This is a genomic window from Exiguobacterium sp. s39 (genome assembly GCF_018618925.1).
In the GTDB taxonomy this organism is placed as follows: domain Bacteria; phylum Bacillota; class Bacilli; order Exiguobacteriales; family Exiguobacteriaceae; genus Exiguobacterium_A; species Exiguobacterium_A abrahamii.
This window is the reverse complement of sequence record NZ_JACSNA010000001.1, coordinates 399532-424533: the sequence shown is the minus strand read 5'-3', so window position 1 is coordinate 424533 and position 25002 is coordinate 399532. Positions and strand designations below refer to the sequence as shown.

The 25002-nt window shown below is 48.4% G+C and carries 25 protein-coding genes and 1 other annotated feature; of the genes, 12 read left to right on the top strand and 13 right to left on the bottom strand.

Going from position 1 to position 25002, the window contains the following annotated elements:
- Window positions 1-35: 35 nt before the first annotated feature.
- Both KNQ11_RS02150 and KNQ11_RS02145 read left to right on the top strand, forming a co-directional pair.
- Window positions 36-1007 (top strand): site-specific integrase, encoded by a 972-nt coding sequence (locus KNQ11_RS02150; RefSeq protein ID WP_047391156.1) that lies wholly within the window; start codon window positions 36-38, stop codon window positions 1005-1007.
- Window positions 1008-1036: 29 nt separating this feature from the next.
- Entirely contained in the window at window positions 1037-1441 is a 405-nt protein-coding gene (locus KNQ11_RS02145; protein WP_149427041.1) for a DUF2283 domain-containing protein, read from the top strand.
- 43 nt (window positions 1442-1484) lie between these two features.
- On the opposite strand, the gene hfq is transcribed toward KNQ11_RS02145, so the two are convergent.
- Both hfq and miaA read right to left on the bottom strand, forming a co-directional pair.
- Window positions 1485-1733 (bottom strand): RNA chaperone Hfq, encoded by a 249-nt coding sequence (gene hfq / locus KNQ11_RS02140; RefSeq protein ID WP_023467753.1) that lies wholly within the window; start codon window positions 1731-1733, stop codon window positions 1485-1487.
- 48 nt (window positions 1734-1781) lie between these two features.
- Window positions 1782-2708, bottom strand: coding sequence for a tRNA (adenosine(37)-N6)-dimethylallyltransferase MiaA (gene miaA, locus KNQ11_RS02135; protein WP_050678349.1), 927 nt, complete (start codon window positions 2706-2708; stop codon window positions 1782-1784).
- Window positions 2709-3214: 506 nt separating this feature from the next.
- On the opposite strand from miaA, the gene KNQ11_RS02130 reads away from it, so the two are divergent.
- Window positions 3215-3736: a P-loop NTPase family protein gene (locus tag KNQ11_RS02130; RefSeq protein ID WP_149427040.1), complete on the top strand. Its 522-nt coding sequence runs from the start codon at window positions 3215-3217 to the stop codon at window positions 3734-3736.
- 188 nt (window positions 3737-3924) lie between these two features.
- On the opposite strand, the gene KNQ11_RS02125 is transcribed toward KNQ11_RS02130, so the two are convergent.
- The 3 genes from KNQ11_RS02125 to KNQ11_RS02115 all read right to left on the bottom strand — a co-directional run bounded on the left by KNQ11_RS02125 (window position 3925) and on the right by KNQ11_RS02115 (window position 6895).
- Entirely contained in the window at window positions 3925-4620 is a 696-nt protein-coding gene (locus KNQ11_RS02125) for a MerR family transcriptional regulator (protein WP_214769211.1), read from the bottom strand.
- Between the two features lie 363 nt (window positions 4621-4983).
- On the bottom strand, window positions 4984-5982 hold the full coding sequence (locus KNQ11_RS02120; protein WP_023467749.1) for an ABC transporter permease: 999 nt from the start codon (window positions 5980-5982) through the stop codon (window positions 4984-4986).
- Entirely contained in the window at window positions 5975-6895 is a 921-nt protein-coding gene (locus tag KNQ11_RS02115; RefSeq protein ID WP_029341234.1) for an ABC transporter ATP-binding protein, read from the bottom strand. Before KNQ11_RS02115 ends, KNQ11_RS02120 begins: the two co-directional genes overlap by 8 nt.
- Window positions 6896-7021: 126 nt before the next feature.
- On the opposite strand from KNQ11_RS02115, the gene KNQ11_RS02110 reads away from it, so the two are divergent.
- Window positions 7022-7786: an SGNH/GDSL hydrolase family protein gene (locus KNQ11_RS02110; RefSeq protein WP_023467747.1), complete on the top strand. Its 765-nt coding sequence runs from the start codon at window positions 7022-7024 to the stop codon at window positions 7784-7786.
- A 38-nt stretch (window positions 7787-7824) separates the two neighbouring features.
- Here the strand turns inward: KNQ11_RS02110 and KNQ11_RS02105 are convergent, their stop codons facing one another.
- On the bottom strand, window positions 7825-8175 hold the full coding sequence (locus KNQ11_RS02105; RefSeq protein WP_029341233.1) for a DoxX family protein: 351 nt from the start codon (window positions 8173-8175) through the stop codon (window positions 7825-7827).
- A gap of 207 nt (window positions 8176-8382) precedes the next feature.
- Between KNQ11_RS02105 and KNQ11_RS02100 the strand changes: the two genes are divergently transcribed.
- Together KNQ11_RS02100 and KNQ11_RS02095 are read left to right on the top strand one after the other, a co-directional pair.
- Window positions 8383-9513, top strand: a complete 1131-nt coding sequence (locus KNQ11_RS02100) for a S1C family serine protease (protein WP_023467745.1) — start codon at window positions 8383-8385, stop codon at window positions 9511-9513.
- 77 nt (window positions 9514-9590) lie between these two features.
- A complete protein-coding gene (locus KNQ11_RS02095; RefSeq protein WP_047391148.1) occupies window positions 9591-10838 on the top strand; it encodes a lysine N(6)-hydroxylase/L-ornithine N(5)-oxygenase family protein in 1248 nt (415 codons plus the stop codon).
- 57 nt (window positions 10839-10895) lie between these two features.
- On the opposite strand, the gene KNQ11_RS02090 is transcribed toward KNQ11_RS02095, so the two are convergent.
- Window positions 10896-11756: a DUF4003 family protein gene (locus KNQ11_RS02090; protein ID WP_133208032.1), complete on the bottom strand. Its 861-nt coding sequence runs from the start codon at window positions 11754-11756 to the stop codon at window positions 10896-10898.
- Between the two features lie 123 nt (window positions 11757-11879).
- Window positions 11880-13592 carry an ABC transporter ATP-binding protein gene (locus KNQ11_RS02085; RefSeq protein WP_149427038.1) on the bottom strand — a complete coding sequence of 571 codons (1713 nt, stop codon included), beginning with the start codon at window positions 13590-13592 and terminating at the stop codon, window positions 11880-11882.
- Window positions 13593-13786: 194 nt separating this feature from the next.
- On the opposite strand from KNQ11_RS02085, the gene KNQ11_RS02080 reads away from it, so the two are divergent.
- Together KNQ11_RS02080 and KNQ11_RS02075 are read left to right on the top strand one after the other, a co-directional pair.
- On the top strand, window positions 13787-15220 hold the full coding sequence (locus KNQ11_RS02080; RefSeq protein WP_214769208.1) for a C40 family peptidase: 1434 nt from the start codon (window positions 13787-13789) through the stop codon (window positions 15218-15220).
- An 88-nt stretch (window positions 15221-15308) separates the two neighbouring features.
- On the top strand, window positions 15309-15488 hold the full coding sequence (locus tag KNQ11_RS02075; RefSeq protein ID WP_214769206.1) for a hypothetical protein: 180 nt from the start codon (window positions 15309-15311) through the stop codon (window positions 15486-15488).
- 29 nt (window positions 15489-15517) lie between these two features.
- Here KNQ11_RS02075 and KNQ11_RS02070 read toward each other — a convergent pair whose 3' ends face one another.
- Window positions 15518-16708, bottom strand: a complete 1191-nt coding sequence (locus tag KNQ11_RS02070; protein ID WP_214769203.1) for a helix-turn-helix domain-containing protein — start codon at window positions 16706-16708, stop codon at window positions 15518-15520.
- Window positions 16709-16828: 120 nt separating this feature from the next.
- Here KNQ11_RS02070 and KNQ11_RS02065 point away from each other — a divergent pair, with 120 nt between their 5' ends.
- Entirely contained in the window at window positions 16829-18097 is a 1269-nt protein-coding gene (locus KNQ11_RS02065) for an MFS transporter (protein ID WP_214769200.1), read from the top strand.
- 19 nt (window positions 18098-18116) lie between these two features.
- On the opposite strand, the gene KNQ11_RS02060 is transcribed toward KNQ11_RS02065, so the two are convergent.
- The gene (locus KNQ11_RS02060; RefSeq protein WP_214769196.1) at window positions 18117-19127 is read right to left on the bottom strand and encodes an LLM class flavin-dependent oxidoreductase; all 1011 of its coding nucleotides are present in this window, start codon (window positions 19125-19127) and stop codon (window positions 18117-18119) included.
- Window positions 19128-19290: 163 nt separating this feature from the next.
- Here KNQ11_RS02060 and KNQ11_RS02055 point away from each other — a divergent pair, with 163 nt between their 5' ends.
- From KNQ11_RS02055 to KNQ11_RS02045, 3 genes are all read left to right on the top strand, one after another.
- A complete protein-coding gene (locus KNQ11_RS02055; protein ID WP_058265183.1) occupies window positions 19291-19776 on the top strand; it encodes a pyridoxamine 5'-phosphate oxidase family protein in 486 nt (161 codons plus the stop codon).
- Between the two features lie 117 nt (window positions 19777-19893).
- On the top strand, window positions 19894-20862 hold the full coding sequence (locus KNQ11_RS02050) for a cation diffusion facilitator family transporter (protein ID WP_149427035.1): 969 nt from the start codon (window positions 19894-19896) through the stop codon (window positions 20860-20862).
- Window positions 20859-21155 (top strand): MGMT family protein, encoded by a 297-nt coding sequence (locus KNQ11_RS02045; RefSeq protein ID WP_149427034.1) that lies wholly within the window; start codon window positions 20859-20861, stop codon window positions 21153-21155. Before KNQ11_RS02050 ends, KNQ11_RS02045 begins: the two co-directional genes overlap by 4 nt.
- Before the next feature lie 63 nt (window positions 21156-21218).
- On the opposite strand, the gene KNQ11_RS02040 is transcribed toward KNQ11_RS02045, so the two are convergent.
- The 3 genes from KNQ11_RS02040 to KNQ11_RS02030 all read right to left on the bottom strand — a co-directional run bounded on the left by KNQ11_RS02040 (window position 21219) and on the right by KNQ11_RS02030 (window position 24932).
- Window positions 21219-21740, bottom strand: a complete 522-nt coding sequence (locus KNQ11_RS02040) for a pyrophosphohydrolase domain-containing protein (RefSeq protein WP_064300216.1) — start codon at window positions 21738-21740, stop codon at window positions 21219-21221.
- Between the two features lie 61 nt (window positions 21741-21801).
- Window positions 21802-23451, bottom strand: coding sequence for an aromatic amino acid hydroxylase (locus tag KNQ11_RS02035; protein ID WP_214724546.1), 1650 nt, complete (start codon window positions 23449-23451; stop codon window positions 21802-21804).
- 60 nt (window positions 23452-23511) lie between these two features.
- Window positions 23512-23716 (bottom strand) — a binding site (T-box leader).
- A 70-nt stretch (window positions 23717-23786) separates the two neighbouring features.
- Window positions 23787-24932 (bottom strand): FUSC family protein, encoded by a 1146-nt coding sequence (locus KNQ11_RS02030; RefSeq protein WP_075642065.1) that lies wholly within the window; start codon window positions 24930-24932, stop codon window positions 23787-23789.
- Window positions 24933-25002 lie beyond the last annotated feature (70 nt).

The window sequence follows — 25002 nt, the reverse complement described above, 5'->3', positions numbered from 1 at the left end:
GATGGAAGAAAGATTACGATAAGGGGAGGAAAACCATGGCACGCGAACAGTCGTATACGCTTCCAGAGTTCATTGAACGCTATTTGTTTTATCTAACGACAAGTGGACGGCAACTTTCGACCGTCCGCCGCTATCGCTATGATTTAATCGAAGTCCATCGCTACATGACCGATGTCGACCAACCACTCGAGACGATCGACGATTTCAAGGCGATTTCGATCGAGACGTGGAAGACGTTCATCAATGAATACTTGATCGAAGAGAAACTCTACCAGCAAGCAACGGTTGCCCGGATCGTCACCGTCATCAATCAAGTCAATTATCAGATTCGACAAACGAAGGCGAAGCTGATTGAATACGCACAACCGACGCACGAATTGACGGCAAAACACGTCGCTTCCTTCAAGGAATATGAACAATTGGTCCGGACGAATCAATCCGATCGCGGCTTGACGGAACATCAATTGAAGGCACGTCCGTATTTGATCGATCGAAACGAATTGATTCTCCGTCTGTTTTATCGTTACGGTCTACGTGTCCATCACATCATTGGTTTGAAGATGCACGATCTCAATTTCGCTCAGCAAGAGATGACCGTTCATGACCGACTCGGCAACCGTTACCTGCTTCACCTCGAGCGGGAAGATCAAGACATCATGTTGCGTTACTTGAAGACGATTCCGGAGCCGGTCCGCCCCCGTTATAACAGTACCGACCCCTTTTTCGTCGCCTTCGACTTCGCTCGGATGACATTCCGCTGGGTCTACAGCAAAAATGCACCGAAGCAACTATCGATCGTCATGATCACGAAGATGATGCGTCAGCTGAATGAACGGTCCGATAACAAGCGGATCTTGACGCCGTCGATGTTACGCAACAGTTTCATCTTAAAAACGTATCAGGACGAGATGACGAAGGAAGAACGTCTGCAGAAGACATGCCTCTATAAGGATGTCTCGCTCCGACGTTATGAAGAGGCGGTCGAGGAACTGACACCGTTGTTGTAAAAAAATCATTAGGCTTGGATGTGACATAGATGACGATTCGAATGACTTATGATCAAGAAGCAGAAATGGGATATCTATATCTCTTCCCAGAAACATTTACTCCCGCGATTGAAGAAACTGACGAGCTAGAAGAAAATGAATTCCTCAACGTAGACGTTGATCAAGAGGGACGCATCGTCGGAATCGAATTTTTCAATGAAGAAGCGAATGTGATCCGCGCCGTCCATTCACAAGCATTCTTATACGCAGAACATACAGATCGTTTCTCGCTCCGATTGCAAAACACGATTCCGAAAAGTTCGTGTCACCTCCAAGGAGTTACGTTCTACTTTGCTGAAACCGATCATACCGGATTCATCGGACTTGATATCCTTGACTTAGAACGATATCTTGTCGACGTTCTTCGTACGCTTGCTCAGCCAGCGTATAAATAATGAAGTGAACAAAAAAAGACGACCCCCCGGTCGTCTTTTTTACTTAGCGAGAGACTTCTTGTGTCTCTTCTTGCTCATATAACGTCACGTTGCGCGCTGGTGCGAACGTCGAGATCGCGTGCTTGTAGATCAACTGCTGTTTGCCTTCCGACTCCAAGATGACCGTGAAGTTATCGAATGACTTGATCAGCCCCCGTAATTGATACCCGCTGATTAAGAAAACCGTTGTCGGGACTGCATCTTTCCGTAATTGATTTAAAAAGACGTCCTGAATGTTGTATGTCGCTTTCATGATTCCCCGTGCCCCCTCTTTTTATCTGTTTCTGTCTTCGGGCAACTCTTATTTAACCGCTTTCAGAAACTCTACAGTTCTATCATAGATAATTTTGAACGTTTCTTCAAATGAAAACTTTCCCATATCCACCCAAACGCCATCAAATTGGTGACGGAACCACGTCAATTGACGTTTAGCGAAGCGTCGCGTGTTCCGTTTCAGCATATCGACGGCAGGATCGAGTGGTGCCCCGTCAAGGACCGGTAACATCTCTTTATAACCAATCGCTTGCAACGCCTTCGTCTGACGGTACCCGGCAGCATCAAGACGCGCCACTTCCTCAAGAAGCCCACTTTCGACCATCAAATCCACCCGCTGATCGATCCGATCATACAAGCGATCCCGGTCTTCCATGTGTAGGACGAACAGTAGACTCTCGTAAAGTGCAGGCTTACTACCGGTCGTTTGTGTCTGACCCGTCCGCGCGACCTCGATTGCCCGCACGACCCGCTGAATGTTATTCGGATGAATCGCTTCGGCACGCACCGGATCAAGTTCCTTCAACTGATCATGTAGCGCGTTCGCTCCATGTGTCGCTGCATACGCTTCGAGTTCAGCTCGTAAGGCTGGATCTTCTGCCTGCTCGGTGAACTGATAATCATATAAAATCGAACGGATATAAAGCCCTGTTCCACCGACGATGATCGGTAACTTCCCCCGACTTGCGATCTCATCGATCGTCGCTCGGGCAACCGTCTGGAAACGCGCTACACTCATCTCATCATCCGGTGTAACGAGATCAAGCAGATGATGCGGCACTCCTTCCATCTCTTCGGTCGTCACTTTTGCCGATCCGATATCCATCCCTTGATAGACTTGGACCGAATCTCCGGATAACACCTCTCCGTTTAGTCGTTTGGCTAGTTCAATGCCCGTCTTCGTTTTTCCGACTGCCGTCGGTCCGACGATGACGATGACTGGTTGTTTCTTCATTTTTCTTCACCCATTCTCTATCTTTTCATTCTGATTCGAGTGTACCACAGCCACTTACTCGGATTAAAAAAATCAACAAAAAAACCGCCCTCCTTGGACGGTTCATGTTTGCTCGTCTTATACGCGACGGATGAAATCGTCATAGATGGCACTAAAGATGCACCACCCACAAATGACGACGCCTGTCAGCATGATGCCCCAATCTGCCATGGTCGTTCCTCCTCTAGTCATCGTTATTCTCTCTTTTGACGGTTTGAACGGTTTGTAAACCCTTTCGAGCAGGTTTGACACCAATTCTTGGAATCAGTATGATAAAAGTACGATTGGTACGTAGCGCGGAGGCTGACCTGCATCGGCTTCCTATTAGAGGCACTGCCTCTCGATTCCATGTCTTGTGCTTGCACGAGACGACATAGGGAGAATTCGTTCTTCCAAGCGACAGGTCCGGCATCATGCCCGGGCCTGTTCTGCGTACCAGTATATTATTTCGAAAGGAGCCGATTGTCGTGCGTATTCAAATCATTGGTGGATCAGGCACCGGAAAAAGTACACTGGGCGCCTTCATCGGGCAAGCTGAACAGATTCCCTGGATTGATACAGACCATTATCTTTGGAAAGATACGACGTTCACTGAAAAGCGAGACGTCTCCGAGCGATTTTCCATGTATGAAGCAGATCTTATGTCTTACAACGATTACATCGTCTCCGGTTCTGTCTTCGCCTGGCATCCGGACGGTTTCATCAATCGGGACTTGCTTGTCTTCCTGTCGCTCGACGAATCGGTTCGGATGGAACGTCTCATCGCACGCGAAGCAGCACGATACCCAGATTTTACAGGCTCCAATGAATTCCTTGACTGGTGCCGGACGTATCACACGGCGACGGATCCCACGATGATCGGTACATTTGCGGAACACCAGTATCAGATGGATCAATCGATTTCCCCGATTCTCATAGTAGATGCTTCGTTGCCGACACAATTTCAGTATCAAAAAATAATCGAGACATACGATCGATTGTCGCTTTAGAAAAAAACAGCCTCATCTGTTCAAGCGAGCTAATTGTTTCTCGATACTGAGGTATCCATTTTTTAAATTTAAGGCAGTACACGTAAGGATTACTTACATTAAAAAAATCTCCAAGTCCATGAGATCGGAGGCGAGGAACAAAAGATTACCCGAAGTTCAATCACTTGTGTATGAATGAGAACTTTTGTCTATTCGATGGGCATCCATATTTCGATAAGATCATCCGCTCCGCCCTGCCCATGGATATAGCGTTCAAAGTCGACCGCATCCCGTAGCGTTACACCTGGAACACGTACCAACTGTTCATACGTAGATGAAATCATCGAGATCCCTCCATCGACTATGGCAACGATATAATTCCCTTTCGTTAGTTCGACACGGCACGTATCTTCCTCCGCTAACAAATCCGTCATCCCAGCGACATAACCGTTTTCCTGTGTGAGACAGACGCCATAGGACTCATCCGTCGTCAGATTTGGTTGAAGCTTCGTCCACAAATGTGGAATTTCTTCTAAAGTTCCTGCATATCCGTAGACTGGAATTGCTTCATTCAATGTTTCATATCGAACTTTCATGTCGTTCCCTCCTGATTGCATTAGTCTAATCTGTTTCTCGATTCGATGAAGCTGTTCAATTTCTGATTGAACTTCATCTAATCTTGTTTCAAGTAACATTTCGACCGGTAGACCGGACTGAATTTGTTCTAAACTGAGTCCAATCTGACGCAAGCGTTTGATTTCGCTCAAACGTCGGATATCTTCCATCCCGTACATCCGATATTGATTACCGGACCGTATGGGGTGGACCAACCCACGTTCTTCATAAAATTTGATCGCTTTTACCGACAAACCGGTTACATGTGCGACTCTTCCAATTGGAATCATCTTTTCCCCACCTCCTCCTTTCACTGTACAGTCGTACCTGAGAGGCAGGTCAAGCCTTACTTTTCTGGAACTTGAATACCGACATATATAGTGGTTGTCGTCTTGCATCGATCCCCCTCTACTTCATAGAGAACAATACCCGGTTTAACTCTGCCGAAATAAGTTCCGTAATTTTTAGCTCGATGAACCGCTCGACGTCGTTTGTTCTACATCACGGACCACGTCAATTCGGTCTTTTGGTTTGACAAAGATCCGTTGAAGATCATTTACTTCCGGTAGTTCAAAATAGGCACATCTCTTTTGACTGCCTCTCCTCATGTCAATTTTCATAAAAAAAGACCCACTTTCGTGAGTCTTAGAGTCTTAATACATATCTTTTTGTGTGAAGTTCCAGAACGCAACGATTAGCGCTGCGACTGTCCAACAGCCAAGGACAGCGAGTGAGAACGGAAGCGTCATCCCCTCGATTGGTGGCGCTTGTCCATCGAGGTAATTGATCAGTCCGAAGTTGACGTTGACGAGATATTTCGAGCTCGTCCAACTTGAACCGAGCGTCGTCAGTAACGTACCGGAAATCAAGACTGCCATCATGATCCCGATCCCTGTCGCTGTGTTTTTAACGAGAACAGAGACCATCAAGGCGATCGTTCCGACGACAGCTGTGACGATCCACGCTAGACCGACTGCCATCAAGAGGTACTCCCACATCGGTAACGTATGCACGAACTCGGTCGAGAACGTACCGCTCGGTGAGGCTTGGAACCCGGTCAAGATCGGTGCGGTCCATCCGTCATAGCCGAGGACGATCCCGGATATCGCATAACAGACGGCGACGGTCAATGCCATCAGCATCGACGTATAGAGTAACACCGTCAACCATTTCGCCATCAGGATCTTCCAGCGCCGGACTGGTCGCGACAGTAATGTCTTGATCGTTCCGTCATTTTGCTCCCCACTGACGATATCCGCCATGATGACAATGATGAACAGCGGTAAGATCAGCGTCAATCCTTGCGAGAAGAAGATTCGGATGAACGTCGGGGCTCCCGGATAGTTCGGGTTGATGTCATTATCAAGATAGTATTGATTCTGTTTTAGGTCAAACTCAAGGAACTGACGGAACTCATCTTGAATACTGCTAGAAGCAAGACGGTTCTGCGTGTCGACGATGTCTTGTTGTAACTCAACCCGCCAATCGAGCGTTCCCTGCTTTTTGATTTGTTCCTGGATGTCTCGGTACTGTGCGTACGTAAACATCGAGACGAGGACGACGAGAATGATCGCAACGACAGCAAAACGACGTTTTGAAGCAATTTTCGTCACTTCATTTCGTACGAGACCGATCATGTTCGGATTACGCAATGTGATCGCCTCCCGTTAACGTGATGAACAGATCTTCGAGCGTTTGGACTTTCCGTTCAATCGTCCAGACTTCGACACCTGCTTCGAGCAACTGTTTGTTGAGTGCTGGTGTCTTGCTTGCATCCATCAAAGTATGAACCGTATTGGCATCGACGACTTCGGACACTTGGACTTGATCCGATGCTGATAAAATCTCATTTGCCTTAAAGGCATCATCAACACGCCAGTCAACGCCTGGTGCGAGCGACTCGACCAGTTCCTTGACCGTTCCGACTTGAACGATTTTGCCATAACTCATGATCGCAACTCGATCGGCAAGCATTTCGATCTCAGCCAAGATATGACTCGAGACGAGGACCGACAGTCCCGTTTCCTCGACGAGCCGGCGGATGAATTGACGTAAATCCCGAATCCCCATCGGATCGAGACCATTCGTCGGTTCGTCGAGAATCAAGACGCTTGGTCGTCCGAGTAATGCTTGTGCGATGCCGAGACGCTGCCGCATCCCGAGCGAGTATGTCCGGACTTGATCATCAACACGCGCCGTCAAATCAACGAGATCGATGACTTCCTGAATCCGGGCATCATCGACATTCGGTAACATCCGGGCAAAGACTTGTAGATTTTCGCGACCCGTCAAATACTTATACAACTCTGGATTTTCAACGATCGAGCCAATCCGCTCCATCGCTTGGACGAACTGTTTGCGGACGTCGAAGTCACAGACCGTGATTTTACCGGACGTCGGTTTGATCAAGCCGACAAGCATCCGGATCGTCGTCGTTTTTCCTGCCCCGTTCGGTCCAAGGAAGCCAAAGACTTCACCTGGTTGAATCTCAAACGAGATATTATCAATGATCGTCTTTTTTCCGATCACCTTTGTTACACCTTCTAATTTCACTGTTGGTTTCACGTCTCTCACCTCTTATTGTCTATTCTAGCGGAATAATGAATCATTTGACTTGTCAGAACACTTCATTTCCGCACATTCTTTCAACTTTTGCTACAATCAGGTTAGAACCTAGAAGGAGGAACGTTCATGAAGCGATTACGCTGGCCCCTGTTTTTAACCGTCTCACTCGTTTTGACGGCAATCTTTGGATACGGCTTCGTCAGTGCCTATAGTGACGTCGTCAACCCACCAAAACGTGCCGTCCTGACACCTACGAAGGAAGAGCCTGTCAAAAAAGGCGGGACGTACGTCGCGCTTGGTGATTCCTTGACACGTGGTGTCGGAGCATCAAACGGCAATAGTTACGCCGCGATCGTCGGACGCGATCTTGTCAAAGATAACACTGTCGAGCGCTTCCAGAATCTTGCCGTCAGTGGTGCCCGGACGGAAGATTTACTGAAACAACTAGAACAAAAAGAAGTCTTACGTTCAATCAAACAAGCAAAAGTCATCTCGGTGACGATTGGCGGAAATGACTTATTCAACCGTGGTGAAGGCGTCGCGAACTTCAATGCGAAGAAGACAGCCGAAACCGTCACGACGGCACAAGCGAACTTGAAAAAGACGTTCAGTATCCTACGAGAACAAAATCCGGATGCTGTCATTTTCTACGTCGGGCTCTATAATCCTTTCCGTGCAACGGAAAACGGTGAAGCATTCGATGCCATCGTACAAGATTGGAACGCAAAATCACGGACGCTCGGTATCGAGTACGACGTCGAGATCATCGACACATTCAATCTCGTGCGTGACGTCAAACGCGATTTGTCGAGTGACCAATTCCACCCGAACGATTCTACCTACGAAGAGATTGCAAAAGCTTCCTTACTTGCTGTCAATAAACGTTTCTAACAATAAAAGCCGCCATTTAGGCGGCTTTTTGTTCCGATTCATTTCAGACGTTTCGCAAGAGAGACGAGCCCCCATTGGAGCGGCAACCGTGTCCAAAGCAACCAAGACGGAAGACGTTTCCCATTAATCGGCTTTGGATTGACTGCCATGTTGACGTTTGCGGGTAAGACAGCATATAAGAAGGCAGGAAGAGTCTTACGAACGAGGTGCACCCCTTTTCCTGTCAACAACATGACACCGTAAGCGATTTCGATGACCCCTGTCACTTGGACGAAGAAGCGCTTGAACGGAATGAACGACGGCATGATGCTGACGAACCCTTTTTCATTGCGGAAATGACCAACTCCCGCAAACAGTAATCCTGCTCCATAGACTAGACGCAATAGCATTATGTTCCACACTCTCTTTCTGTTAATGAAATATATGTTCGAGACAGCTTCAGTGTATCGAAATGACCTGATTATCTCAACTTTTAGAAATTGTCGTCGAATTATGGGGAATGATGAGTCATTTCGGAATGTCTCCCGTAATCAGAGAAGAGATTGCTTCATTTGCTATGATGAAGTCAGAAATCATACAGAGAGGAATGATGACTTATGGCTGGAAAAACGAAAGCACTTTTACCTGGATTGACTGGAGGCATCATCGGCGCGGTCTTGACGGCTACGGTTGCCTTTCCGATCCTACTCGACCAAGAACAACAGGTCGCTGATACACCACTTTCAAATGGTATGCCCAAACAAGTCTCAACGACGACGAATGATCCGGTGACGAACGCAGTCGCGACGGCTCAAAAATCTGTCGTGACCGTAACGAACTATCAAGCGGGCAACTCAATGTCGCAACAAGAAGCAGCGGCTGGTTCAGGGTCCGGTGTCATCTATAAGAAAGAGGACGGCAAAGCATACATCATTACGAACCATCACGTCGTCGACGGGGCATCAAAACTCGATGTAACGTTGAATGACGGCAAGACGCTCTCGGCTAAACTGCTTGGTAGCGACGAAACCTATGACTTAGCTGTGCTTGAAGTTGACGCAAGCGATGTTCCGGGTGTCATCACACTCGGAAAATCAGCGGACTTAAAAGCCGGACAAACCGTCCTCGCAATCGGTAACCCGCTCGGTGAGTTCCAAAACTCCGTCACACGCGGAATCGTCAGTTCGAAAGACCGGACCGTACCGGTCGATACGAACAGTGACGGACAAGACGACTTCAATACGACGGTCATCCAGACCGATGCTGCCATTAACCCCGGGAACTCGGGTGGTGCCTTGATCAATGAACAAGGACAACTCGTCGGAATCAACTCGATGAAAATCGCTGAGTCTGGTGTCGAAGGCGTCGGCTTCAGTATCCCGATCGATGATGCATTACCAATCCTCAAACAGCTTGAAACAAACGGTAAAGTCGAGCATCCGACGCTCGGTGTGTCCTTACAAGACGTCGCGGCGTTCCCTGCCGGTTATCTAAAAGATCAAGTCAAACTACCAGACAGTCAAAAAACAGGTGTCGTCGTCATGTCGGTCGAACCGAACAGTCCAGCTGCTGCGGCTAAACTGAAAACAGGTGATGTCATCACGAAAATCAATGACTCCGAAATCAAAGCATTCGTTGATATCAAAACGGCACTGATCAAATCAGATGGACCGCTCTCCTTGACGATCATCCGTGATGGGAAAACGATGACTGTCGAAACCAAAACAACGACGACCGACCAGCTGTAAAGCTTCAGCCTGACGTTTCGTCCGCCTTCCTTTTCGGGTATTGTTTTAGAACAATATCGAATTGGGAGGCTTTTTCTATGTATGATTTAATCGGCATTGGCATTGGTCCGATGAATTTAGGATTGAGCGCACTTGCGCATCCGACAGATTTAAAGACGTTATTTTTTGACGAAAGCGAACAATTTTCCTGGCATCCCGGCATGATGATCCAAGACTCGATGATGCAGACAAGCTTCATCTCCGATCTCGTCACACTCGCCGATCCGACAAGTTCGTTTTCCTATCTCAATTACTTACGATCGATTCACCGTCTCCACACGTTTTACTTCTATGAAAAACTTCTGATTTCAAGACAAGGTTACAACGATTACTTACGCTGGGTCGCAACACAACTTGAAGATCTCCGCTTTTCGACACGTGTCATCGACGTGCAAGACACCGGTGATAGTTTTGAAGTCCTCGTCGAAGATGTCTCGACCGGTAAACGCGAAACGTTCGAAGCACGAAACGTCGTCATCGGCACTGGGTCAAAACCCGCCATCCCGGATACGTTTGACGAACGCGTCATCCATAATACGCAATATGTCATGAACAAGGCAGATTTACTTCAGCGCAACAAAATCAGCATCGTCGGCTCCGGTCAAAGTGCAGCCGAGATTTTCCTTGATCTCTTGACGACTCCTGCTCCAGAGCGTCCTGAACTCGAGTGGATCGCGCGTTCGACACTGTTTGAGACACTTGAGACCGGCAAACTCGGAGAAGAAATTTTTTCACCGAGCTACGTCACGTACTTCAACCAACTTCCACTCGAAGTACGTCAAGAATCGGTCAAGAAGTTCGCCCGCTCTCAGAACGGTATTAGTCCGGAGACCCTACAATCGATCTACGCCCATCTCTATGATTTGACGGAAGAGGAACAACGACAGGTCGCGATCCGCGCAAATCTCGAAGTAAAAGAGATTACGTACGATGAGCGGTTCACGATTGCGATGCAACATCAAGAACTTGAGGACGAGCGCTCGTCCGTAACCGATGCCGTCATTGCGGCAACTGGTTTTTCGCCATCCCTTCCGAGCTTCATCGACCGACTTGATATCGTGTTCGAAGCACCGAATGCCTGGAAAGTCGATGCCGACTACCAAATCGTGCGTTCGGTCGAGACAGCCCATCATCTTTACGCAACTGCTAATTTAGAGCTGTCACACGGTCCGGCTGCGGATAATCTCGGGATGTCCGTCTCGCGGAACCAGTTGATCTTGAACGCTGTCGCCGGTACGGAACTGTATCCGGTCGAACGACATGCGACGTTTACGACGTTCGATTAAGTCACTAAACCAAACGAACGAGGAATGGCGCGCGCCACTCCTCGTTCGTTTTTCGTTTTACGGTTTTTTCGTCAACTCTAGTGCAGCCAGCAATAGCAACGTGGCTTGAACTCGTGTCACACCCGTTTTAGCAAGCAACAAATGAAAGGCAATCAACCAGTTGACTTCGTCTGAAAATCGATTCCGTGCCCGCTCCCGGTCGACAATCCGAGTCACATAAATCCAGTCGACACGTTCCATTGTAGGCAGTAACGCAAGGATTGGCATCAAGCGATCCCAGATGATGATTTCTCGCCGCTCTAACAGTTCCCGCCACGCAATGATTCGTTCCTGTTGCGCTGAAGGATCTGGATGCGCCGCTAAGATTTGCGCTGTAATGACACGTTCACTCGTCCGTTCCATATATTGCGCGAGCCATTCTTCCGATGTATTGACCCGCTCTAGAAATTCCTCTGGTAATGGCTGCTGTTCAAGCAAGGTCGATGTCACGACGTACTGCTTTGCTGCATTCAAATGCGGGCGTGTCGCGTGCAGGCGTTCCATATAGGGAAAGGCATCAATTCCTTGACGCCGATTCAATACTTCGTTGAGCGCAAAAAATGGACGAACCCCTTTATCACGAATCAGGCGATGTTTAATCTTCTTTTCCGCAACGATGATCTCTTCGATGAGGACATCGGGATCCGTGCTATTCAATTGAACATGGGCGACAAGTAACGGCGTATAACGGCTCCGAAGCGCTGAAAAACGCGATGTCTTGCGTTTGATTGTCCGCATTAGTCTTTCATATACAGTTTGTTCAAAGACAGTATCATGAATCGTGTAAGACAGTGCAAAAAAACGATGGAAATCATGTGACGTCTCTTCCCGCAAGACGGGATAACTCTCATCATAGTTCTCACAGAATTGACCGTACATCCTTCCACCTCGCCTTCTTTTCTATCAATCGTTTTCCCTAAAATTAGCATACACAATCTTATTTTTGAACGAACAAAAAAAGCAACGGAACATGTCCATTGCTTTCCATTCTTTCAAATCGATTCAAACTCGTTGTCTCTCTAACAACCGGGAGAAATAACCACCTTGATTCATCAGTTCGTCATGCGAGCCTTCTTCGACGATGCCGTCCTTCGTGACGACGAAAATCTTATCGGCATTTCGAATCGTTGCTAAACGGTGGGCGATAACGAGCGTCGTCCGGTTCTCGGACAACTCGGCGAGCGATTCTTGGATCAGTGCTTCCGTTTCCGTGTCGAGCGCAGACGTCGCTTCATCGAGAATCAAAATCGGCGGGTTCTTCAGGAACATCCGTGCAATGGCAAGTCGTTGCTTTTGCCCACCCGATAACTTGAGTCCCCGTTCGCCGATTTGTGTCGCGTAGCCATCCGGAAGATCCGCGATCATCGGACCGAGATGGGCACGTTCCGCCGCTTGCACGATGTCTTCGTGCGTCGCATTCAGGTCACCGTAGGCGATATTTTCAGCGATCGTCCCTGAGAACAAGAAGACATCCTGCTGGACGATCCCGATTTGTTGTCGCAGAGACTCCTTCGTCATCTGCCGGATATCGATTCCGTCAATCGTGATTGCGCCATCTAGAACATCGTAAAAACGTGGAATCAACGAACAGATCGTCGTCTTCCCTGCCCCTGATGTTCCGACGAACGCGACGGTCTGACCCGGTTCGACCGTCAGATTGATATTCTCTAGAATGAGACGATCGGCTTCATAACCGAACGCCACATCCTTGAATGTGATGCCACCGTTCAACCGATCAACGACGAGTGCGTCTGGCGCATCCGGAATCGATGCATCCTCATCAATCATCGAGAGGAAGCGTTTAAAGCCAGCCATCCCTTTTGGATACATCTCAAGTAATGCGGTGATTTTGTCGATTGGCTTCAGCAGAATGTTCATATAAAGAATGAATCCGACGAGTTCCCCTGCCGTTAAAGCTTCGCGATACGTCAAGTAGGCACCGACGACTAAGACGGCAAGCGTCATCACACGGGTCGTCAAGTAGATGCCGGATAGACTCTTACTCATGACCTTGTAGGCATTGATCTTCGACTGCCTGAACGTCGCGTTGTCTTTTTCAAAACGCTCGATTTCGTAAGCTTCGTTTGTGAATGACTGAACGACACGGACACCAGAGACACTGTCCTCGACGCGTGAATTGACTTCCGCGATGTTGCCATACATCCGGTCCCATGATTTATTCATCCGGACGTTCGCATAGCTGATCAGCCAGATCAGGAATGGTACGGCGATGATTGTCACGAGCGCGAGTGGTACGTTGATTGTCAACATGATCGAGAATGCACCAAGCAATGTCATGACGGCAATAAAGGCATCTTCCGGACCGTGATGGGCAAGTTCCCCGATATCAAACAAATCATTCGTGATCCGACTCATGATATGACCCGTCTTCGTATTATCGAAGAAGCGGAACGACTGTTTCTGCACATGGCTGAACAGTTGACGACGCATATCGGTCTCGATATTGATCCCGAGCTTATGTCCAAAATAGTTGACGACGAACTGCATCAACGTGCTGATGATGTAGAGTGCTAATAGTCCGACGCTGACGAGGATGATCCAGTTCATCTCACCGTTTGGCAACAATGAGTCGATGAACCATTGGACAGCGAGTGGAAAAGCAAGTTCTAAAACCCCGACGAATAAGGCAGATATGAAATCGAGCCAGAATAATCGTTTGTGCGGGATATAATACTGATAAAAACGGCGTAACATGTGTAGCCTCCTTCCTAATACTCCTAGTGTACTTGAACTTTTTTGAAAATACTCATTCTACCTATTCGTTTTTTGAAAAACGGTATTACAGTTTTCCAGACAAAAATTATATTTTTAAATCAGGGAAATAAGCGTTTTTTATGACAAAATGGTAACAACGATTTTCACCTATCTATTGGAAGGAGCTATGTCACGTGAAAAAGACTGTTCTCGCACTCACGACGCTCGCTTTGATCGGTACCACGGTTCCGGTTTCAGCCGCGTCAACGACACTGACTTTGACGGATAACGTCAACATTCGCACGGCTGCCTCGACTTCCGCGAAGGTCATCACGACGCTAAAAAAAGGTACGAAGCTGACAGCTGTCAAGAAAGTCAACAGCTGGTATGAAATCCGCTATCAGTCGAAACCAGCATTCATCACTTCAGCATATGTCAAAGCGACGACGGAAAAGGCTCCAACAACTACGACTTACATAACGAACACCGATGCCGTCAACATTCGCCAAAAAGCAACGACGAGTTCGAAATCACTCGGAAAACTGGCAAAGAACACAATCGTATCTGTTAAGAAAAAAACAGGAGATTGGTACCAAATCACGTATAAAAAGCAAACGGCTTACGTCCATGCGACGTTAGTCAGCAAAAAGACCTCGAACGTCACGACGGACTCCAAGCCACCAGCGACGACTCCCGTCAAAAAAGTCGTTAAAGCGGTTGATCGATCGAAAGTCTACACGGTTAATGCGAAGGAAGGCTTGAACGCACGGACTGCTGCAGCGACGAACGCAAAAATCTACAAGACATTACCGCATCAGACGGTGCTCGATGTCACAGGTGCCGTTGATTCGTGGTACCAAGTCAAGCTTGACGGAAAAGAAGCATATGTCGCTTCGACCTATGTCAAAGCTTCAACAAAAGCATCACCACCAACAACACCGACGACTCCTGGAGTCTCTTTGACGCCAGTTGATGCCTCGAAGACGTATCGCGTCAATGCCCCAACCGGGCTGAACGTCCGCACATTGCCTTCGACGTCGTCTAAAGTCTTCACACAAGTCGGACACGGTTCGACAGTCAATGTCACAGGTGAAACGACAGGTAAAGATAGCGGCTGGTACCAGATCAAGATCGGAACGGGTCTCTACTATGTCGCGAAGAGTTACATCACGACGGGATCCGTCACGACGACGCCTCCGGTCACTCCGACGACACCTCCTGTGACGACCGTTCCTGGTTCGACATTGATGGAACGTGCCATCTCGATTGGTCAACAATATCTCGGTACACCATACGTCTGGGGATCAAGCAGCCCCGTTAATGGTGGATTCGACTGCTCTGGATTCATTAACTATACGTTGAATGCCGCTGGCTATGCAGTTGGACGAACGAACGTCAACGGCTACTGGAACGATGATCGGTACCTCGGAGCGAAGTTATCAAAATTACGTCAACCGAAGCGCGGCGATATCATCTTCTTCGAAAACACATATGCTGCTGGTCCGACGCATATCGGAATCATGCTGAACAACGATCAGTTCATTCATGCCAATACACCGGCACTCGGCATCAGCCGTGTATCGGAACGTTACTGGACACAAAAACTATTAGGATTTAAATCACTTTAATCATCTCCTTATCCATCCCTTAGGATGGATGTTTTTTGTCTTCTCACTTTACTTTGGGATATACTGGATATGGAAAGGATATGTCCGCATGTCTTATAAAACACTTTATGTTCGGCTCCTCTTTCTTGCCTTATTGATTTTTGGTGGCTCGATGCTCTTGCATTATATCCAGACGGGAGACGTCTATATCGGTCACTTGATCGTTTCCGTCCTTGCATGCGTCTTATTGATTTTCAGAAGAACGACATCCTCACACGAACAGGCATGAAGCGCACTCGCTTCATGCCTGTTTTTTCGTCATTGAACATTAATCAATGTTTGTATCTCTCGCTCAAGATCGTCTTTGAGTCGTTCACTTTGAAGGTCATCCTTCAATCGCAAGACATCCTCCAGTCGTTCCTGACCAACCCCGTGCCGCATCGCCAGTACGAGCGTCCGCAACATCATCGCTTGGTCGAACCCACTCGCCGCAAGCCAGGCATCTTGCATCTCCCATATCTTATCGACGCTCTGCTGAAGCGTCTGATTCGGTAATTCGATGCCATTGACAAGGAGATGGACTTCGAGTTGTCCGATGTAATGCTTCGCGTCGTCGATCGCCACAGTAACGAGTTTTTCCCACGCCATCTGCATGCCGGTCGTATCGTTTTCAAAAATCGCGATGAGTCCTTTCGTCAAATCGACTTCGATTCGTCCAACGGCAGTCGTTTCACTAAATGCAAAAAACTGCTCCAGTCGATCAAACTCTTGCTGTGATTGTTCGATTTCCCCTTCTAGATATAAAAACAGTCCGAGAAAACGTTGAAACGAAATGACATGATAATAGACATCTTGCTCCCGCATATACTGAACCCCTTCACGCAATAAGGCGATCGCTTCTGTGTAGTGATCATCGAACAAACTTGCTCGGAGCGCACGCAGGATTTGAAGCTTTAAATAGGTTTTCGGTGCAAGTGGAATCTCACGAGGTATATCCATTGCTTCGATCAGTTCATACGCTTCCTTCGTCCGTTTAAGATTAAATAAGAAATAGACTTTTGCGATCTGAACGAGCAACTGTTCATCTTGACGACCGAGCTGTCGAAAAATCTGCTCCGCTTGGTCGTAATACGTCAAACCAAGCTCCGGATTCTTCGTTCGGAGGGCATCGCCGTATTTATGGTAGACCTGCCCTTGCCAATAAGAAGTCGTTTCCGGAACCAAGTAAGGTTTTAGCAGTTCCTGAATTTTTTCGTCTGAAAAATATGGGGTATGCCGCGAACGGATTGTTTCGAGGAGTTCCCGCATCTGAACATCCCGCGGATCGAGCATCAATTCTTCGACCGTCACCTGTAATCGCCTAGCAATCGCCTGTAATGCGGGTACAGACGGTGTCGCTTTCCCGTTCTCGACCATACTGAGCATTGACTTCGTGATGATACCAGTCGCAACATCCGTTTGCGTCATTTTTTTCTGTTTTCGGATCTGTTTGATACGTTCCCCTAACACACTGGTCACTCCTTTTATCACAAAAGTTAAATTTTATTGAACTTTACCTTTACATTTTTCTTCCACTCCTTTATTCTACACTAAAGTTCAATAAAATTTAACTATGAAGGAGTGAACAGGATGTCATTTAATTTAAAGCGTGTCTTATTCGGAAAGTTTTGTTCATTATTCGCAGCTAGTCTCTTTACGTTCGTCGCCGGATTAACCGTCTTACGGGAAACATCGTCTGGTTTTCAGTTTGCGCTCGTCCTGCTTGCAGGATCAGTGCCACGGATTTTGCTCTCACCGGTTGCTGGTGTCCTCGCTGATCGTTGGAACCGGAAACGAATCATCGTCATGACCGAAAGCTTAAGTGCACTCGTCTTGTTTGGACTTTTGTTCTATTCGCTACTAGCCCCTCTACATACCGTTCATTACATCGTTGCTAGTGTCCTCTTGACGAGCCTGTCGACGTTCCTGTCCGTTACCTTATCAAGCTCGTTACCGCGACTCGTAGAAGAAGAGGAGTTACAACGCGGGAACGCACTCTTCTCGACGATTCAATCGACCTCAACGATCACTGCTCCACTCGTTGCGGGATTGCTCATCGCCACTGTCTCCATCACGCAATTCTTGATCTTACCGTTTCTCTTGTTTGCCTCTGCTGCCTGGTGGAATAGCCGCCTCCGCTTTCTTGCAGTGGATACCTCTCCTCTAGCTAATACCGATACTCCGTCTTTCGTCTCGGAGTTTAAAGAGGGCTACCGCTATCTGTTCCGTCAACCAGTATTGACGACACTCGTCCTGATGGCGATCGTCCTGAACTTCTTTTTTGTCGCTTTCGAAATCTTGTTACCGATCATTTTGCTCGATCGACTGCAATTCACACCATTTCGGTTTGGAATGGTCGAGTCCGCACTAGGTGCCGGTCTTCTTGTCGCTTCGTTGCTTCTTGCTTTACCTCGCTTTACGGTGAAACGTCCGTTACGCACGATATTCGAGTCGCTCTTTTTAATCGCCTCTTGTTATGCGCTTCCTGCACTTGCTCTACTCGGCTATGTTCCATCTGCTCTACTACTACCTTTTTTCATGATTCTATTATTCATCGACGGCATGCTCGTCTTACGGATGAACATTCCACTGCAGCTCATCGTTCAAAAACAGACCGATCCGGCTTACCTCGGACGTGTCATCGGTGTGCTGGAATCGATTGCAATGGCGATGATGCCGATCGGTACCCTATTGTTTGGTTTACTCAGTGATCATGTATCTATCATCGTGCTACTTGGAGTCGGTACAGTCGGCTTATTCGGTGCAGCATCATTCGGATTCCTCCGACTTCGTAAAGACATCTTATCCGAGAGCATTCCTGTAGCAGACGCAAAAAACACGTCCTCCCTCACTTCGTGAGAAAGGACGTGCGTATCGGTCAGACCGTCGCTTTGACGGCATCCATGATTAATTTCAATGATTGTTGTTTTGCTTCCTTGTCAGCGATCATCGAAGCGATCATTACTTCGTCTGTGCCATAGGAATCAGCGAGCTCTTGCAATTGTTTTGTAACGGATTCCGGGTTACCAACGATCATCCGCTTCCGGTTTTCAGCGATCCGGAATTGGTCTTGGAACGTATACGGATACGCCGCTGCCTCTTCTGGAGTTGGCGTTCCTGTCGACGAGACCCCTTTTTCAAGTAGGAGGAGTGACAGATCCAGGCTTGAAGCTAACCGTTCTGCTTCTTCCGTCGTTTCAGCACACGTCACGAAGATCGAGACGAGCGTTTGTGGTGTCTCATTGAACGACGTCGCCATGAAGTTATGACGGTAGTAGTCCATCACTTCTTGTCCACCTTGTCCATTGATGAAGTGAGCAAAGGCAAATCCGAATCCGCGTTGCGCGGCGTTCAAGGCACTACCACCACTTGATCCAAGCAACCAGCCTTCTGGTGTCGTATCGACTTCTGGTGTTGCGACGAGTCCCGCGAACCGGTGTCCGGCAGGCGCTCCGTCTTTCAAGTAATCGACGAGATCATCGAGTTGTTCGCCGTAATCGGCTCCACCAAAACGTGGCGACGATCCTTCTTGCAACGCACGTGTAGCAAGCGGCATACCGCCCGGTGCCCGACCGAGGCCAAGGTCGATCCGGTTTGGTGCAAGCCCTTCAAGGACACGGAAGTTCTCTGCGACTTTATAGGCACTGTAATGCGGCAACATGACACCCCCTGAACCGAGGCGAATCTGTTTCGTCACGGCCGCCATGTAGGCGATCAAGACTTCCGGGCTTGAACCAGCCAGTGTTTTAGCGAAGTGGTGCTCAGATACCCACAAGCGATGATAGCCGAGTTCGTCCGCGATTTTCGCGAGCTCGACCGTTTCGTGTAAGGCAGCAGATGGGGATTGTCCTTTAGAGACCGGGGATTGGTCTAAAATACTAAGTTTCATGTATGTCTCTCCTTTTTCTTTCAAATGCGTACCTACACTGTACGCCTCCTCGTTGTACGGTGCAACGAAACTGCTTCTTTCTGTCATGGGGACGTTTTCATTTTGAAATTCAGGGAACAATGCCTAAGTGAGCATAAAAATCTAACGAATGAGGTGGAGTTACATGTCAACCCATACTACAAATCAAGAAGCAGTCGAAACGGTCAAGAAACTGATTGATAAAATCGAAACAGCGATGCTGACGACGATTTCAACAGAAGGGCTCGTATCGCGTCCGATGCAAACGCAGGATATCGAATTTGATGGCGACCTCTGGTTCCTCACTTCAAAAGAAACAGACAAGTATCAAGAACTACTTAAGAATCCAAGTGTTAACGTCGCGTACGTCGACAAATCATACGTCTCGATCCGTGGGACAGCAGAACTCGTCGAAGACATCGAACGAAAAAAAGAGCTCTGGAGCCCACGCTACGAAGCATACCTTGGAACGACATACGAAGATCCGAAAGTCGTCTTGATCAAGGTCAACACGGAAGCTGCTGAATACTGGGAAACGGGAAACACGACGAAGTCCGTCAAACAAGTCTTGAAGAAAGTCGTCGGCAAAGACGATGAGAACGAAATCAATAAAACAGTCGACTTGTCTTGACGAGTTAAACCCGCGCAGCTTGCGTGGGTTTTTTCGTGTGAAGATAGTCGTTTTTCTCAAAATGATGTAACATAATAAAGTGAACTAATACGTAACTTAACTAAAAGGAGTACAATCATGGGAGAATTTTTTACATTATTACGCCGGGGAAACCGGTCGGCGCTGACGGCAGGCATCGTTAACTCCGTCATCGCTATCATCAAGGCAATTGCCTACGTCCTGACGGGAAATGTCGCGATGTTCGCGGAGATGATGCATACGCTCGGGGACGCTGCCAACCAATTTTTTGTCTTCATCGGTTCTGCCCTCAGTAAAAAGGCACCGACGAAACGATTCCCGAACGGCTTCGGTCGTCTCGTCAATCTCGTCTTGCTCGGTGCCATCCTCTTCGTCGGTATCATGGCGTACGAGACAATTCATGAAGGGATCGCCCACATCATCGAACCGACGGAATCAACTGGCTTTTGGATCACGTTGTCTGTCTTGTTCGTCGGTGTCGTCTTAGAGAGTGGCGTTTTCGTGAAAGCGATGCAAGAGATCGCACACGATGCGAAGTTAGACTCGAAAGGACCACGCTTGATTCTTGACAGCTTCCGCTCACTCAAACAAGCAAAACCCGCCACACGCCTTGTGTTTCTGGAAGATTTGGTCGCAACGGCCGGTGGCATCGTCGCAATGATTGCCGTCATCATCTCGCATGTAACACCGTTTCATCAGGCAGAAGGAATTGCTTCGATCCTCATCGGACTGATGATGTTTTACGTCGTCGGGAATGTCTTCCTGCAAAACGCAGCTGGTGCACTAGGTGAAGCCGATGAGACGATGGCAGCACGTCTCGGTGGACTAATCATGAAGGACCCTGACGTCAAGGACATCAGTAAACTCGAAGTCATTAAGGAAGGCGATCATTTCCACGTCGAAGTCGAGATTGAAGTCGACCCGACGTTGACAATCGCACAAGCGGACGACATCAAGGACCGTCTCGAACTCCAGATTCGCCTGCAACAAGGTATCATCGATGTGACGATTGGATTTGATGAAGACGATAAGATTCAACAGTATGTCGTTGCTACGGACGAAACATGACACCATTCACGCAAGATGTCCTGATTATCATTCGTTCGATCCCTGCTGGTCGGGTCATGACGTACGGGCAAGTCGCTCGACTCGCCGGTCATCCGCGTAGCGCCCGACAAGTAGCGCGGATTCTTCACAGTATGAGTAAGACGGAACGTCTACCGTGGCACCGCGTGCTTGCTGCTGGCGGAAAACTATCGCTTGAAGGCGATGAACAGCGACTGGCACTTGAAGCAGAGGGGGTCGAGTTCCTGACCGCCCGTCAACTCGATTTATCGCGTTATCAAGTCAAAAGTGAATAGATACAACAAGAGAGGGATGACCGGTTCGCAGACCAGTCATCCCTCTCTTTTTATCGTCATGAATCACGCTTTCGACGTACTCGAAGCTACAGCGATTTGCCGACGTACTTCTGCTTCTAATTGTGGTTCCGGTGGTTGCCAGCCTTCCGGTTTCATGACCTTTTGGTCCGATTCCCGGAAGATTGGTTTTCCGTCCGGTCCAAGCTTCGCCATGTTCGCACGCTGGACGATCTCGAACAATGGAGCCGGATCAAGCCCGATCTCAACGAAGCTTCCCATGATGAAGTAGAGGGCGTCCGTCAAGGCATCCCCTTGTCCGACGAGCCGTTCGACATCTGTTTCGGGTTGTTTCATCTGAAGCGATTTTTCGACCGCTGTATCAAGTCCTGACTTGAAACGTTCGATCGCTTCGAGAAATTCTGCTTCACTCGTCGCCGATTGATGCAGGAACTCAACGACCGCTTCTTCTGCCGTCCAGGTCGAGCGTTTGATTCCACGATCGACCGTCATAGGTGTTGGCGTCGTTGCGCCAGGGTGTGAAAACACACGGTGGAATTCCTTTACGTCTTGATAATAATTTGTCATAACCGATCATCCCCTTTTACCGAATGTCTCCATTCTAACAGGTTCAGAACCGGAGTTCGACTCATTGATGAACGACGTCGAGTAAGGCCATCCCACGCGTGATCAATTCATCTCGCTGCTCAGATGTCGCTTTTAAGCGCTCGAGATCTGCAATCAGACGTGGTTGATCGACTTCATCCGCTAACTCAAGTAATTCAAGACGGAGTAACCAAGCGTCCGGTAACTGGACGAGTGTCTGATCGATCAGTTGCGGTAACCGTTCTCGTCCGGCACGACCTTCGCGAATCTCGCGGACGACTTCGAAGATCGGATCAGCCGCTGTCAACGGACGTTCGATTCGTTCGAACTCGACCGTTTCCGGAATCGGCTTCAGTGCTTCAACTTCCGTTCCCGGGAATGCTGACGTGATGTCACCGACGATCAATTCCATCCGGTCCATCGTCATCGTTTTCCCGTCGTTTGCAAGCGTCGCTGCTTCTAAGACGACGAGCGCCCGATTTCCATTGACGTTTTGAATCGCTGTGATGTCTCCTGTGACATGAACATTTCCTTCCGCCCAGTCGAGACGTTCACCGACTTTGACTTGCATCAATACTTCGTTCAATTCCTTGCCGTGAAGGAGTGTAAAGCCTTCCGGATGATCTGCAAGTCCTTGACCTGTCAACACTTCACCGTTCGCAGCAAGCGCTGTCGGTCCAGTTAGTTTGACGAGATGCAGCGAATCGTGAATCTCTTGCGTTTCAGGAACACCGACAAGCGAGAGACCACTGTCGAAGACGAGCGTCGATAGGTTACCTGATTCGACCGCTTTCGTCAGTCCGTGGATACCACCGCGGATGTAAGACATCGACTGTGCGAATTCTTCGAGTGCATCGCGGAGCTGTTCGAACGATTCACAGACGAAGAGTTCTTTTTGCATGCTCGTCACGTCATGTTTCGTCGCAAGTGCTTTCTCAAGCGAGAATGGATGTTTAACGACCGCGTCCGTCAAACAGTGGCGACTTTCACCGACGGATGATAAAAGACCTGCCCCGTAGATTTGTGGGTTGTCGATATCACCAATCAGACCGAATTCAACCGTCCACCAGAACAGACGTGAGATTTCGTTCGCTTCCGAAATCCCTTTGACGTGTGTCCGTGTCTCCGCGAGTTCGACTTCAGCTTGCTCGATGTCGGCCGGCGTCGAGAATGGGCTCTCTTTGACGATCGTCAATTTCTTTAGTGCCTTGAATACATCATGCTCGGCTTTATGGTTAAAGGCATGTGCCCCGATCTCACCGAAGCGTCGAACGAATTCCGCGTAGACCGGATTCATCAAGATTGGCGCGTGCCCCGCTGCTTCATGCAAGATATCTGGCGCTGGTGTGTAAAGAATGTTATCGACCTTCCGGATGTCAGTCGCGATCGGCAAGAGACCGTGCCCTTGGAAATCAAAGAAGGCGACGCCAGGAATGAGACCATCAACAGCGACTGTTCCCCAGCCTCCACGGCTTAGATTCGCTGTCATCTCACGCACGTCCGGAATCCGTTCCGGGCTGATACCTGATGCAGCAAGCCCTTCGAGGTATGCCGGATGTGCTGTATCTTGTAATGTATTTAAATTCAGTCGCATGACGTATCTCCAAACGGCATGATCCGTTGGTGTGTAGTCTTCGTAGTGCTGTGGTGCGACGTGTGGACGTAAATGACTTGGAATGATTGGTGTAGACATATGAGTTCCTCCTTGAATGAATGTGAGATAACAAAAAAGCCCCTGCCGAACATAATGTTCGACAGGGGCGACGAAAGCCGCGGTACCACCCTGATTACCCAGTCATTGACTGAGTCACTCATGATTGGGATAACGGTGTGCTCCGCTCGCTTATGCAAGAAGCTCAGAAACTGTAATTCAACACCATCTGTGTACACGTTCGCAGCGCCACGTGCTCTCTGAAACAGGGAGATGGTCTTTACTTCGGTTTCATCATCGCTTAAACTTTCGTTCTGTTATGCTGTTATACTGTTATGCTTTTAGCAAGTAAAGTATCGTTAAGGAGGACTATACGCTTACTTTTTACTTTCGTCAATGGCTTTTTTACGTTTAAATCGATTAAATGTTTTATCACGGACTGATTTTTGTTCAATCGTCAGTGATGTGATATGACGACGAAGCGCACCGTTGAGCCGTTTTTCGAATGCTTCAAGCTCTTGGATCCACTCGTTCATCGAAACGACGATCGGTAAGATTTCCATGATAACTTCTTCTTCGAGTTCATCGCGGTCAAGGAAAGAATGCTTAACGAAGGCAATATTCTCTTTGACGAGATCCTCCATCGCGAGTGGTTCTTCTGTCAACAAGAGATCATATGTCAGCAAGACCTTCTCTTGGCGCTGGGCGATATGCATCAAGTGATAAAACAATTCACTCCGAAGATCATCCGCAATCGAGTCAAGGGCCTTCTCTCGCTCTTTGAAGCGCTCTGCTGTCGCGACACCACGTTCGAGGCACGATTGCATATGTTTGAGGATCAACAGGTTCCGTAAGAGCGAGGCGTGCTTCTGACGCGTTCCTCGAATCTCTTCCTTGTGTAGGTTGAACAGATTTTGTGTCTCAAGGAGCGAATTTGACATTTTATCAATCGCTGCCCGGTATGGAGCAACTTTTCCTTCGAAGGCAATCGCTCGCGTGACGACGAGCAGCTTTTCGAAGAGTTTCGTCGCTTTTTGATAGTAGACATTGCCATAGCGCGGCGGGAAGATCAGCGCATTGATGCCAAGCGCACAGCCGATCCCGAGCATGACGAGCAAGTAACGGATCAAGACGACTTGCCAAAGTGGCTCGGTCGCTGTCGCCACACTTTCGAGAATGACGATGATCATCAAAACGACGTGTGGAATCGTCCGCCCGAAACCAAAGGCTAGCAAGATCGAGATCGCTGCCATGATGACGATTCCGATCGCGAGCGGATTCGCTGGATTATCCCCTAAAATCCAAAGTGCGAGTAAAGTCAAAAAGGCACCAATCAAGTTGGCTTCTGCTTCCTCGAGAAATTGTTTCCATGTCTGATAGACCGAAGGCAGGAGTGTCGTCGCTGCCGAGATTGCAGGCAGGATCGGGCTGAGGTTGAACAGATTACTGATCAACAGCGCCAAGATGACCGCAAGACCTGTCTTGATGGTCCGTGGTCCGATTTGTAAGGATTGTCCACCCATGTCCATCCCTCCTTCTTATTCAGTATGCCCTCTATTCTTCACCGTTAGCCGTCAAAATTCAACAAAAAAT